Below are 12,118 nucleotides of genomic sequence, written 5' to 3'. Positions count from 1 at the left end.
CCTGCTTCCCGATGCTTCGTCGTTTCCTCCGAAGCGAGCCGCCCATTCTAGCGCGGTTTTGGCTTTCGTCAACACCCTGTGAGGGGGAGAGTTCTGCCGGCTTCAGCGTTCGGCCCGAAGGGCTTTTCGTTGAAGCGAGCCGCACATCTTACCGCGGCTTTCGAGTCTGTCAACACCGTGTGAAGCGTGCTTTCCAACTCGTCCCCGCCAGACCGCTGCGCCGAAGTGCAGCCCGTCAAGCGGGGCGCGAATTATGCATAGATCGAACGGGTTTGCAAAGTGGTTGTCACAAAAAAATCGCTTGGCCCCCGCGGAGCCCGTTCTCGCGTTCAGGGGCAATCCGTCCGACAGGACTATTCGACCGTGACCGACTTGGCCAGATTCCGCGGCTTGTCGACATCCGTCCCGCGCGCGAGCGCGGTGTGGTACGCGAGCAGCTGGACCGGGATCGTGTGGACGATCGGACTCAGGACGCCGACGTGGCGCGGGGTCCGGATCACGTGCACACCTTCCGATCCGCTGAAGTTGCTGTCGGCATCGGTGAACACGAACAGTTCCCCGCCGCGCGCCCGGACTTCCTGCATGTTCGACTTCACCTTCTCGAGCAGGGCGTCCTTGGGCGCGATCACGACGACCGGCATATCCGCATCGACCAGCGCCAGGGGACCGTGCTTGAGCTCGCCGGCCGGGTAGGCCTCGGCGTGGATATACGAGATTTCCTTGAGCTTGAGCGCGCCTTCCAGGGCGATCGGATAGTGCACGCCGCGGCCGAGGAACAGTGCATGGTGCTTGGGCGTGAACTTCTCGGCCCAGGAGGTGATCTGCGGTTCGAGATTGAGGGCATGCTGCACGCTGCCCGGCAACTGGCGCAGGTCCTCGATGAAGGCCGCCTCCTGCTCGGACGTCAGACGGCCGTTGAGCTTGGCCAGCGTGACCGCGAGCGCGAACAGACCGACGAGCTGGGTTGTGAAGGCCTTGGTCGACGCCACGCCGATCTCGGCGCCGGCGCGGGTGTAGAACACCAGACCGCTCGCGCGCGGGATCGCGCTCTCGGGGACGTTGCAGATCGACAGCGTGCGGGTGTGACCGAGCGATTTGGCGTACTTGAGCGCCTCCATCGTGTCGAGCGTTTCGCCGGACTGGGAGATGGTGACGACCAGATGCCGGGGATTGGCGACGGCGGTCCGGTAGCGGTACTCGCTGGCGATCTCGACCGAACACGGCAACCCGCTGATGGCTTCGATCCAGTAGCGCGCCACCGAACCGGCATAGAAGCTCGTTCCGCAGGCGAGGATCTGCACACCCTCGATGTCACCGAGCACCTCGGCTGCGTTCTTGCCGAACAGCGTGGGCTCGAACGCGGCCGCATCGATGATCGCCTCGATGGTGTCGGCGAGTGCGCGCGGCTGCTCGTGGATCTCCTTCTGCATGAAGTGGCGGTAGGGGCCGAGCTCCAGCGATGCGAGTGAGACGTCGGACAGATGTTCCTCGCGTGCGACGTTGTCGCCGCCCGCGTCGAAGATCTGGACGGCCGCGCGGGTCAGCACGGCGGTGTCGCCTTCCTCCAGGAAGATCACCCGGCGCGTCGCCTGCAGGATGGCGGACACATCGGAGGCGACGAAGTTCTCGCCCTCGCCGAGGCCGACCAGCAGCGGACAGCCCATCCGCGCCACCACCATCCGGTCGGGATCGGCCTTGTCGATCACGGCCAGGGCATAGGCGCCTTCGAGTTCGCGTACCGCGGCCTGCAGCGCGGCCAGCAGATCGAGGCCCTGGCCCTGATGGTGGTGGATGAGGTGGGCGATGACTTCGGTGTCGGTCTGCGATTCGAACACGTATCCGAGCTGCATGAGCCGCTCGCGCTGCGCCTCGTGGTTTTCGATGATGCCGTTGTGCACCAGGGCCAGGCTGTCGTGGCTGATGTGCGGATGGGCATTGGTTTCGGTGACGCCGCCGTGCGTTGCCCAGCGCGTGTGGCCGATGCCGAGGCCCGCGGTCAGGCCGTCCGCGATCGCCGCTGCTTCCATCTCGGCCACGCGACCGGTGCGGCGGACGCGGCGGACACCGTCGCCGACCACGACGGCGATGCCGGCCGAGTCGTAGCCGCGATACTCCAGCCGCTTGAGGCCCTCGACGAGGACGGGGACCACATCGCGACCTGCGATCGCGCCGACGATTCCGCACATGCGGCCTGCTCCTGAGATAGGGGCCGCCATTCTACCGAGCGCCGCCGACCGCGACGGTCACGTGCGCCGGGCCGTTCAGCGCGCGACGGCGATGCACGCCGGTGGGCGTTAGCGCGTGGCCAAACACGCTGCGCTCGCACCGCGCAGCGCCGGCGCGAGCGAACGCCGATCCGTCTGGTGGCAGGCGTGGCGGATGGCGCGAATGGCGCGCCAGGTCGAGGGCGGACGGCCGCGATGACGGGCGGGGTGATGTCCGGCGGCGGACGTCCGGACACCACCCGGACGCGCGGACACACCAGTTTTTATCTTGAAAAACAGATATTTAAGTTTGGCACGCAATCTGCTTTGAAGACTTCAACAGCACGAGAGCGCCCGCATGACCGACACCCCACCCGTTTTCTCCTCCCGCCCGGCCGGCATCCGCGACACCAGTGGCCAGGACACCGTCCGCCGGGCCGTGCGCGGCACGCGGCGGCGCGCATGGATCCTGGGCGGCGGCATCGCCGCGATCCTGGTTGCCGGGCTTGCATGGCTGATGAGCGGCTGGGCCTCGGGCGCGCGCTCGGTCGATGCGCAGCGGCTGCGGTTCGCCGATGTCACCCGGGGCGACCTGGTGCGCGACATCGCGGCCGAGGGCCGGGTGATCGCCGCCAACAGTCCCACGCTGTATGCGATCTCGGGCGGCACGCTCACCCTGAAGGTGGTCGCCGGCGATCGGGTCGAGAAGGGCCAGGCGCTGGCCGAGATCGACAGCCCCGAGCTGCGCAGCAAGCTTGCGCAGGAAGAAGCCACGCTCGCCGGCTACGAGGCCGAGGCCGGCCGTGCCGCGCTCGATGCGCAGCTGCGCCAGGCCGAGGCACGCAAGGTACTGGACCAGGCGAAGATCGACCGCACCGCCGCGCAGCGCGATCTCCAGCGCTATCAGCGGGCGTTCGAGGGCGGCGCGGTCGCCCAGGTCGATCTGGCGCGGGCGCAGGACGCACTGCAGAAAACCGAGATCGGCGTGGCGTCGGCCACGCAGGATCTCGGGCTCCAGGGGCGCGGCGCCGGGCTCGACATGCGCAACAAGCAGCTCGTCGCCGAGCGCCAGCGCAGCGTGGTCGCGGAGATGCGCCGACAGGTCGATGCGCTGACGCTGCGAGCGCCCTTCGACGGGATCGTCGGCCAGATCCAGGCCGTGCAGAGCAGCAACGTCGCGGCCAATGCGCCGGTGCTTTCGGTCGTCGACCTCTCGGTGTTCGAGGTCGAAATCCGGGTGCCGGAGAGTTTCGCGCGTGATCTCGAGATCGGCATGCCCGCCGAGTTGCGCAGTGCGGGCACGGCGTATCCCGCGCAGGTGTCGGCGGTTTCGCCGGAAGTGGTCAATGGCGAGGTCGTCGCGCGTCTGCGCTTCGATGCGGGCAGCCAGCCACCGGGCCTGCGCCAGAGCCAGCGCCTGACCGCCCGCATCCTGCTGGATACCCGCAAGGATGTGCTGATGGTCGCGCGCGGGCCCTTCGTGGATCAGGACGGCGGCCGCGCCGCCTATGTCCTCGACGGCAGCACCGCCGTCCGCCGGCCCATCACCGCCGGCGCCACCAGCCTGTCCGCCGTCGAAATCGTGGACGGCCTCCAGCCCGGCGATCGCATCGTCATCGCCGGTTCCGATCTGTTCGACAACGCGGAGCGCGTCCGCATCTCGGGACTCTGACCATGCACACCTACCGCCCGTTCCCCGTCTCCTTCACCGCCGACGAACTCGCCGATGCGATGCCACGCCGTCTGTCGTCGCTCGACTGCGTCGGTACCGCGCCGACAGCCGCCAGCGGCCTGCGGGAGCCCGGCGCACTGCGCCGGGCACGGCGCCCGCTGGACCGGGGCCTGCCGACGCTCTTCCGCGTCCGCTGACCGCGGCGCGCCGTTCCCTTCCACGCTTCTTTCCAGGACATTTCCCATGCTCGACATGCGCCAGGTCGCCAAGGTCTACCGCACCGAACTCGTCGAAACCCACGCGCTGCGGTCGCTCGACCTGCACGTGGCGGAAGGTGAGTTCGTCGCCGTCACCGGCCCGTCCGGTTCCGGCAAGACCACCTTTCTCAACATCGCCGGGCTGCTGGAAACCTTCACCGGCGGCGAATACCGCATCGACGGCGTCGAGGTCCGCGGCCTCGGCGACGACGCACGCTCGAAACTGCGCAACGAGAAGATCGGCTTCATCTTCCAGGGCTTCAACCTGATTCCCGACCTCAATCTGTTCGACAACGTCGACGTGCCGCTGCGCTATCGCGGCATGGCCGCCGCCGACCGCAAGCTGCGCATCGAGGAGTCGCTGTCGCTGGTCGGCCTGGGCTCGCGCATGAAGCACTATCCGGCGGAACTCTCCGGCGGCCAGCAACAGCGCGTGGCGATCGCCCGCGCGATCGCCGGCAGCCCGCGCCTGCTTCTGGCCGACGAACCCACCGGCAATCTCGACTCGCAGATGGCGCGCAGCGTGCTGGAGCTGCTGGAGGACATCAACGCCCGCGGCACCACCATCGTCATGGTCACGCACGATCCGGAACTGGCCGCACGGGCGCACCGCAACGTGCACATCGTCGACGGCATGGCGACCGACGTGCAGCCCCTGCACGCCGCGCGCCCCGCCGCCGCGGCGCATCACGTTCCCGCCGAGGCCTGAGGAGAGCGGCATGTTCGGCTACTACCTCCAGCTCGCACTGCGCAGCTTCCGCAACAGCCGTGTCCTGACCGCATTGATGGTACTGGCGATCGCGCTTGGCATCGGGGCATGCATGACCACGCTCACCGTCTTCCGCGTGCTGTCGGGGGATCCGATTCCCGACAAGAGCGATCGCCTGTTCTACGTGCAACTGGATCCGCGCAGTGCCCGCGGCGCGCAGCCCGGCGAGGATCCCGAAACCCAGCTCACGCGCTTCGACGCGGAAACATTGCTGGGCGAAGCGAAAGGCCTGCGCCAGGCGATGATGACCAGCGGCTCGGTATCGGTGACGCCGGAGCGGACCGACCTGCCGCCGTTCTTCGCACCGGCGCGCTACACCAGCCGTGACTTCTTCGCGATGTTCGCGGCCCCCTTCCAGTACGGCGCCGGGTGGAGCGTTGAAGACGATGCCGGCAGCGCGCGCGTGGCCGTGATCAGCCGGTCGCTCAACGAACGCGTGTTCGGCGGCGAGAACAGCGTCGGCCGCAGCCTGATGCTCGGCGGCAACGAGTTCCGCGTGGCCGGTGTACTCGATGCCTGGCGTCCGACCCCACGCTTCTGGGACATGTACAGCCAGACCTTCGGTGACGGCGAGGACATCTTCCTGCCCTTCTCGACCTCGCGTGCCCTGTCGATGGGGCGAAGCGGCAACATGAGCTGCTGGAACACGACCGCCGACGACACCGGCCTCAATGCGCCCTGCGTGTGGATCCAGTACTGGGTGGAGCTGGAATCGCCCGCACAGGCGGCGGACTTCAAGGCCTACCTCGACGCCTATTCGGCGCAGCAGAAGGCGGCAGGCCGTTTCGAGCGCGCGCCCAACACCCGGTTGAGCGACGTCATGGCGTGGTTGACCTACAACCGCGTGGTGCCCCGCGACGTGGTGATGCAGCTGTGGCTCGGCTTCGGCTTCCTGCTGGTCTGCCTGCTCAACACGGTCGGCCTGCTGCTGGCCAAGTTTCTGCGCCGCAGCGGCGAGATCGGCGTGCGCCGCGCGCTCGGCGCCTCCCGCCGCGACATCTTCCAGCAGTGCCTGGTCGAGGCCGGAATGATCGGCCTGGCCGGGGGCGTGCTGGGCCTGGGACTGTCGCTGCTCGGTCTCTGGGCCGTGCGCCAGCAACCGGCCAGCTATGCATCGCTCGCCCATCTGGACGTGCCGATGCTGCTGACGACGTTCGCGCTGGCAGTGACCGCCAGTCTGCTCGCCGGTGTCCTGCCCGCATGGCGGGCCATGCAGATCACACCGGCCATCCAGCTCAAGACCCAGTAGCCCCCTTCCCCATCCGCCGCGCACGCGCGGCGTCGATGCCGACCGAGACCCGCCATGGAAATCCGTCCCATCCTCTCCACGCTGCTCCGCCACAAGACCGCGGCCACGCTGATCGTGCTGCAGCTCGCACTGACCTGCGCGATCATCTGCAATGCGATGTTCATGATCGGCGACCGCCTCCAGCAGGTGAACGAGGTCAGTGGCATCGCCGAAGACGAACTGGTGCGTATCCAGATCGTGCCCGTGGGCGGCGATGCGAACGCCGAGGCCCAGACCCGATCCGACCTGGCCGTGCTGCGCGGACTGCCGGGCGTCACCGCGGCCACGTCGGTGAACCAGGTGCCGTTCGTCAATTCGTCCTGGAACAGCAGCGTCAATCTGCGTCCCGGCCAGGAGCAGCCCACGCTGAACGCGTCGAACTACATGGCCGACGAACAGTTCGTCGAGACCTTCGGGCTGACGCTCGTGGCCGGACGCGGCTTCCTGCCCGACGAATACATGACGTTCGAGGCGGTCAACGCTGCAGGCGACGCCGCCGTCATTCCGTCGGTGCTGATCACCCGGGTCATGGCCGAGCGTCTGTTCCCGGGCGAGGATCCGCTGGGCAAGACGATCTACGTGTTCGGTGACGCGCCGACCCGGGTGGTCGGCGTGGTCGAGCATCTGGTGCGTCCGGGCAACCAGGGCGGCCCCACGGCGCGCGAGCTGACGATGATCTTCCCGCTCGTCGCCAACTACGACCTCGGCGGGAACTACGTGATCCGCACCACGCCGGACCGCCGTCAGGAGGTGCTCGAAGCGGCGGTCGCCGCGCTGCAGACCAACGGCCCCCGTCGGGTGATCCTCGAGGACGCCACCAAGACGTTCGAGGCACTGCGCGCCGAGTTCTACCAGCCGCAGCGCTCGATGGCCTGGCTGCTGGGCATCGTCTGCGTGGCCCTGCTGATCATCACCGCGCTGGGCATCGTCGGCCTCGCGAGTTTCTGGGTGCAGCAGCGGACGCGACAGATCGGCATCCGTCGCGCCCTGGGGGCGACCCGCGGCCAGATCCTGCGCTACTTCCAGGTCGAGAACTTCCTGCTGGCCACGATCGGCATCGCGCTCGGCATGCTGGCGGCCTATTCGCTCAACCATGTGCTGATGTCGCGCTACGAGCTGGGCCGGCTGCCGCTCGTGTACCTGCCGATCGGCGCGGTCGCGCTGTGGCTGCTCGGCCAGTTCGCCGTGTACTGGCCCGCGCGTCGCGCCGCACTGGTGCCGCCGGCGGTCGCGACCCGCGGCGGCTGATGCCTCTCCGTCGCGCCGGTTGCGTCCATCGCGGCCGGCGACGACCATGCCTTTTTCGTTCACGCCCCGACGTTCCGGACAGCCGCGCCCGATGCCCACGATCCTCGTCATCGACGACAACCCCACCGTGGCCACCGCACTGGAGCTGCTGTTCTCGCTGCACGACATCGCCACCGCGTACGCCGCCACGCCCGACGCCGGTCTGGCGCGCCTGCGCGCGGGCGATGTCGATCTGGTCGTGCAGGACATGAACTTCCATACCGACACCACGTCCGGCGAGGAAGGCATTGCGCTGTTCCACGAGATCCGCCGCTTCGATCCCGATCTGCCGGTGATCCTGTTGACCGCGTGGACGCATCTCGAATCGGCCGTCGACCTGATCCGCGCCGGCGCCGCCGACTACCTCGGCAAGCCCTGGGACGACGGCAAGCTGCTGGCGACGGTGAACACGCTGCTGGAACTGTCCTCGACGCGACGCGAGCTGGACGCGCGCACCCGCGGCGATCGCCGCCGCCGCGATGCACTGGTCGACGGCCGCGATCTGCGCGGGCTGGTCTGGGATGACCCGGCGAGCGAAACCACGCTTTCGCTGGCGCTGCAGGTCGCCGCCTCGTCGTTGCCGGTGCTGATCACCGGGCCCAACGGCAGCGGCAAGGAGAAGTACGCCGAGATCCTGCATGCCAACTCCGCGGTGCGCGACGGGCCGTTCGTCGCCGTGAACTGCGGCGCGCTGCCGAACGAGCTGGTCGAGGCCGAGCTGTTCGGTGCGGAAGCGGGCGCGTACACCGGCGCGACACGTGCCCGCGAGGGACGCTTCGAGGCGGCCGACGGCGGTACGCTGTTCCTGGACGAGATCGGCACGCTGCCGCCGTCGGGCCAGGTCAAGCTGCTGCGCGTGCTCGAGACCGGGCGCTTCGCGCGCCTCGGCGCCCATCGCGAACGCAGCGTGTCGGTGCGCGTGCTGAGCGCGACCAATGCCGACCTGACCGCGATGATCGCCGACGGCCGGTTCCGAGAAGACCTGTATTACCGGCTCAACGGCATCGAGCTGCGCCTGGCGCCGCTCGGCGCGCGGCCGCGCGACATTCTGCCGCTCGCACGGCATTTCCTCAGCGGGCGCACGCCGCTGTCCGAGGCGGCCGAACGCGCCCTGCTGCGCCACGCATGGCCCGGCAATGTGCGCGAGCTGCGCAACGTGATCCAGCGCGCGGAGCTGCTGGCGCGTGGCGCCGCGATCGAGGCCGGCGACCTCGCACTGCCGGCGCCGCCCGCGGCCGTCGTCGAACAGGACATGCACGAACCCGATCGCGTCGAAATCGAAGCCGCCCTGTCGCGCGCGGGCGGCGTGCTCGCGCAGGCGGCCAGCGATCTCGGGCTGTCCCGGCAGGCGCTGTACCGGCGTCTCGACCGGCTCGGCATCCGCCGCGACTGACGATGGCGGGCTATCGCATTCCTCTGGCGGGCTGGCTCGTGGCGATCGTGCTGCTTCACGCCGCAGGCGCGACCGGGCTCACCCTGCTGTTGTCGCGCTGGGTGCCATCCTGGGCGGCCCTCGCGCTCGCGCTGCTCGTGCTGGCCCCGCTCGCGTACGGCGCCGTGCGCTGGGCGCTGATGCCCGCGCATGCGCTGTTCCGTGCACTCGCCGGCACCGTCGCCAGTTACCGCGACGGCGAGTACGGCTTCAGTCTGGCGTGGTCGGGACGGGGCGCGCTGCGCGAGTTGGTCGAGGCGCACAACGCGCTCGGCGAGACGCTGCGTCAGCAGCGCCAGTCGCTGGTGCAGCGCGAGTTGCTGCTCGACACGATGGTGCAGAACACGCCGGTCGCGATGCTGCTGATCGACCCCGTTGACCGGGTGGTCCACGCCAACCTCGCTGCACGCCGCGCGCTCGGCGGCGGACGCCGGCTCGAGGGCGCCGCCTTCACCGCATTGCTCGTGGATGCGCCGCCGTCGATGGCCGACGCCTTTGCGCGAGGCGGCGACGGCCTGTTCACCGTCGGCGAATCGGATGCCGAGGCGGTGTACCACCTGTCGCGCCGGCATTTCCGCCTCAACGGCCGGCGTCATGAACTCGTGCTGCTGCGCGAGATGACCACCGAGCTGCGGCGCCAGGAAGTGCAGACCTGGAAGAAGGTGATCCGGGTGATCAGCCACGAGCTCAACAATTCGCTCGCGCCCATCGCATCGCTGGCCCACTCGGGCGCCGAACTGCTGCGCCGCGGCCAGCTCGAGCGCCTGCCCGACGCGCTGAGCACGATCGAGGAGCGCGCGCGCCATCTCGAAGGCTTCATCCGCGGCTATGCGCGCTTCGCGAAGCTGCCGGCCCCGCGCCGGGATCCGGTGCGCTTCGCGCCGTTCCTCGACCGCTTGCGCACGCAGATTCCGTTCGCGTTCGAGGGCAGGCTCGACCCCGACGCCACGGCCCGTTTCGATGCCGGACAGGTGGAACAGGCGCTGTTGAACCTGCTGCGCAACGCGCACGAATCGGGCGTCGCCGAGGCGCAGGTCACGATGGCCCTGCGCCGCACGACCGAAGGCTGGCGCCTCGACGTGCTCGACCGCGGGGCGGGCATGAGCGAGGCCGTGCTCGCCAACGCGCTGCTGCCGTTCTATTCCACCAAACGCAACGGCACGGGCCTGGGCCTGGCGCTGGCGCGGGAGATCGCGGAAGCGCACGGCGGCCGGATCGCGCTGTCGAACCGCATCGATGGCGGCCTGTGCGTGTCGCTGGTGTTGCCCGCGGACTGACGCTCAGCGCTTCTTCGGACGGGTCCAGCCTTCGACGATCGACTGCCGGCCGCGCGCGACCGCCAGCTTGCCGTCGGGCACGTCGCTGACGATCACCGAACCGGCGGCGGTGGTCGCGTCGTCCCCGATGCGCACCGGTGCCACGAGCGCGGCGTTCGAACCGATGAAGGCGCGGTCGCCGATCACGGTCTTCGCCTTGTTCACGCCGTCGTAGTTGCAGGTGATCGTGCCCGCGCCGATGTTGCTGCCGGCGCCGATCTCGGCGTCCCCCAGATACGTGAGGTGGTTGGCCTTGCTGCCGACGCCGATCACCGTGTTCTTGGTTTCGACGAAATTGCCGATGTGCACGCCGTCGGCGAGCACGGTGCCGGGGCGCAACCGCGCGAACGGCCCGATGGTCACCGCCCCTTCGGCGCGCACGCCGTCGAGGTCGCAATGCGCACGGATCTCGGTGCCCGCGCCCAGCACGACGTCCCTGAGCCGGCAGAACGGGCCGACGCGCACCCCGTTGCCCAGTTCCACGCGCCCTTCGAAGACGACGTCGACGTCGATCTCGACATCGGTCCCCACCGTGACCTCGCCGCGGATGTCGACCCGTGCCGGATCGGCGACGCGCGCGCCGGCCGCGCACAGCGCACGCACCGCGCGCAGCTGCCAGGCGCGTTCGAGCTGCGCGAGCTGCCAGGGATCGTTGGCGCCCTCGGCTTCGAGCGGATCGTCCACCATCACCAGCTCGGCCGCGCTGTACTCGCCGGCGGCCATCGCGAAGACATCGGTCAGGTAGTACTCGCCCTGCGCATTCTCCGCCGACAGGCTGCCGAGCCAGCGCTTCAGCGCGGTCGCCTCGGCGGCGATGATGCCGGTGTTGACGAGCGTGATGCGCCGCTGCTCGCCGGTCGCGTCCTTGTGTTCGACGATCGCGCCGACGTGGCCTTCCGAATCGCGCACGATGCGGCCGTAGCCGGTGGGATCTTCGAGTTCGGCCGCGAGCACGGCCAGCCGCCCCTCGACGGCGACCAGACGACGCAGCGTCTCGGCTTGCAGCAGCGGCACGTCGCCGTAGAGCACCAGCACCTGCGCGCCATCGGGCACCTCGGGCATCGCCTGGCGCACGGCATGGCCCGTGCCGAGCTGCTCGGCCTGCTCGGCCCAGACGATGTCGGCCTGATCCTCGAAGGCCGCACGCACCTGGTCGCCGCCATGGCCGTGCACCACGTGGATGCCCGCCGGCGCCAGTGCGCGCGCGGCTTCGACGACGTGCCACAGCATCGGACGACCGGCGATGCGCTGCAGCACCTTCGGCCGCTTGGACTTCATGCGCTTGCCCTCGCCCGCGGCGAGGATGACGACGTGCAGGGGTGCGGTCATGGGAGCGGCCGGGACGGAATGCAGGAAATTCTAACGGCGCGCGCATTAGGATGCGCCCTCTCCCATCCGACTGCAGCCGATGCCGCATTTGCGCCGCCCTTCGCACGCCCGCCGGCCTGGCCCGCGTCTCGGCCGTCAAGGCCGCGACTATCTCATCGTCGGTCTGCTGCAGTGGCTGCTGGACTGGGGCGTCGTGGTGAGCCTGACGCATATCGGGTTGCCGGTCGCACCGGCCAACGTCATGGGACGCATCACCGGGGCGCTGCTCGGATACTGGCTCAACGGGAAATGGACGTTCGCGAGCGATCGTACCGCCGTGGGTGCGCCCCAGTTCCAGCGCTTCATGACGATGTGGGTCGGCACCACGTTGCTCAGCACCTGGGCGCTGACCCAGATCGACGATGTGCTGGGGCTGCGCTGGGTGTGGCTGGCGAAGCCGGCGGTCGAAGTGGCACTGGGAATCGTCGGCTTCGTGCTGTCGCGTTACTGGATCTACAAGCGCTGAGCCGTTCGCGTGTCCGCCCGTGTGTTCGAACCCGGACGGACGCGGCGCCCGCCGCGCTG

9 protein-coding genes and 1 pseudogene are annotated in these 12,118 nt (G+C 69.2%); 8 read left to right on the top strand and 2 right to left on the bottom strand.

All coding sequences use genetic code 11. The annotated features are described in order from the left end of the window. Positions 1 to 353: 353 nt before the first annotated feature. Positions 354 to 2,186 carry a glutamine--fructose-6-phosphate transaminase (isomerizing) gene (glmS, locus tag PQS31_RS16750; RefSeq protein WP_272763986.1) on the bottom strand — a complete coding sequence of 611 codons (1,833 nt, stop codon included), beginning with the start codon at positions 2,184 to 2,186 and terminating at the stop codon, positions 354 to 356. 376 nt (positions 2,187 to 2,562) lie between these two features. Here glmS and PQS31_RS16745 point away from each other — a divergent pair, with 376 nt between their 5' ends. From PQS31_RS16745 to PQS31_RS16715, 7 genes and pseudogenes are all read left to right on the top strand, one after another. Further along, entirely contained in the window at positions 2,563 to 3,876 is a 1,314-nt protein-coding gene (locus PQS31_RS16745) for an efflux RND transporter periplasmic adaptor subunit (protein WP_272763985.1), read from the top strand. Positions 3,877 to 3,878: 2 nt separating this feature from the next. Continuing rightward, positions 3,879 to 4,073, top strand: a complete 195-nt coding sequence (locus PQS31_RS16740; RefSeq protein ID WP_272763984.1) for a hypothetical protein — start codon at positions 3,879 to 3,881, stop codon at positions 4,071 to 4,073. A gap of 46 nt (positions 4,074 to 4,119) precedes the next feature. Further along, a complete protein-coding gene (locus PQS31_RS16735; RefSeq protein WP_272763983.1) occupies positions 4,120 to 4,842 on the top strand; it encodes an ABC transporter ATP-binding protein in 723 nt (240 codons plus the stop codon). 10 nt (positions 4,843 to 4,852) lie between these two features. Next, on the top strand, positions 4,853 to 6,151 hold the full coding sequence (locus tag PQS31_RS16730) for an ABC transporter permease (RefSeq protein WP_272763982.1): 1,299 nt from the start codon (positions 4,853 to 4,855) through the stop codon (positions 6,149 to 6,151). Positions 6,152 to 6,205: 54 nt separating this feature from the next. Further along, the gene (locus tag PQS31_RS16725) at positions 6,206 to 7,438 is read left to right on the top strand and encodes an FtsX-like permease family protein (RefSeq protein WP_272763981.1); all 1,233 of its coding nucleotides are present in this window, start codon (positions 6,206 to 6,208) and stop codon (positions 7,436 to 7,438) included. Between the two features lie 91 nt (positions 7,439 to 7,529). Next, positions 7,530 to 8,870, top strand: a complete 1,341-nt coding sequence (locus PQS31_RS16720; protein WP_272763980.1) for a sigma-54 dependent transcriptional regulator — start codon at positions 7,530 to 7,532, stop codon at positions 8,868 to 8,870. Continuing rightward, positions 8,795 to 10,186: pseudogene (locus PQS31_RS16715) on the top strand (PAS domain-containing sensor histidine kinase); the annotation flags it as partial. The gene PQS31_RS16720 and the pseudogene PQS31_RS16715, both read left to right, overlap by 76 nt. Before the next feature lie 3 nt (positions 10,187 to 10,189). On the opposite strand, the gene glmU reads toward PQS31_RS16715, so the two are convergent. Beyond that, positions 10,190 to 11,554 (bottom strand): bifunctional UDP-N-acetylglucosamine diphosphorylase/glucosamine-1-phosphate N-acetyltransferase GlmU, encoded by a 1,365-nt coding sequence (gene glmU / locus PQS31_RS16710; RefSeq protein ID WP_272763979.1) that lies wholly within the window; start codon positions 11,552 to 11,554, stop codon positions 10,190 to 10,192. A gap of 88 nt (positions 11,555 to 11,642) precedes the next feature. Between glmU and PQS31_RS16705 the strand changes: the two genes are divergently transcribed. Next, positions 11,643 to 12,059, top strand: coding sequence for a GtrA family protein (locus PQS31_RS16705; RefSeq protein WP_272763978.1), 417 nt, complete (start codon positions 11,643 to 11,645; stop codon positions 12,057 to 12,059). Positions 12,060 to 12,118: the final 59 nt, after the last annotated feature.

The organism is Luteimonas sp. BLCC-B24, from assembly GCF_028550595.1.
Lineage (GTDB): Bacteria > Pseudomonadota > Gammaproteobacteria > Xanthomonadales > Xanthomonadaceae > Luteimonas.
Note: the sequence above shows the minus strand (reverse complement) of the source record. Positions and strands in the feature narration are given on the sequence as shown.